Below are 493 nucleotides of genomic sequence, written 5' to 3' on the forward strand. Positions count from 1 at the left end.
GGGGTTTAACGCGGCTCAAGCCGATATCAAGATTGGCGTAGTGACATCGGCAACCGGGCCGATCGCGCTGGTGGGTATTCCACAAAAGAACACCGTTGCATTGCTGCCAGACTCCGCCGGCGGTGAAAAAATCCGGTACATTTCTCTCGATGACAGCAGTGATCCAACAGCAGCCGTTAAAGCCTTCAAAAAGCTGATCGATGAAGAAAAAGTGGACGCCATCATTGGGCCAAGTGGTTCCGCCGCCGCCATGGGCGTGATCCAGTTTGCTGCCGAATCCGGCACGCCAATGCTGGCTCCTGTCGGTACTGCCGCAGTAGTACTGCCGATGACAGAACAGAAAAAATGGGTTTTCAAAACCACTCAGAATGATGATCTGATTGCCGCCGCTCTGATTGAGCAAATGCAAAAGGAAGGGGTTAAAACCCTTGGCCTGATCGGTACAGCCGATCCTTACGGTGAAAACTGGGAAAACGTTATGTCTGGCCTGGCC

General features: G+C 52.9%; 1 protein-coding gene. It reads left to right on the forward strand.

Translation table 11 applies throughout. From position 1 onward, the window contains the following. Positions 1-493 (forward strand): ABC transporter substrate-binding protein (locus Q4563_RS15890; RefSeq protein ID WP_303605158.1); only part of this gene is annotated, 493 nt, incomplete at both ends.

The organism is Gilvimarinus sp. 1_MG-2023 (assembly GCF_030548285.1).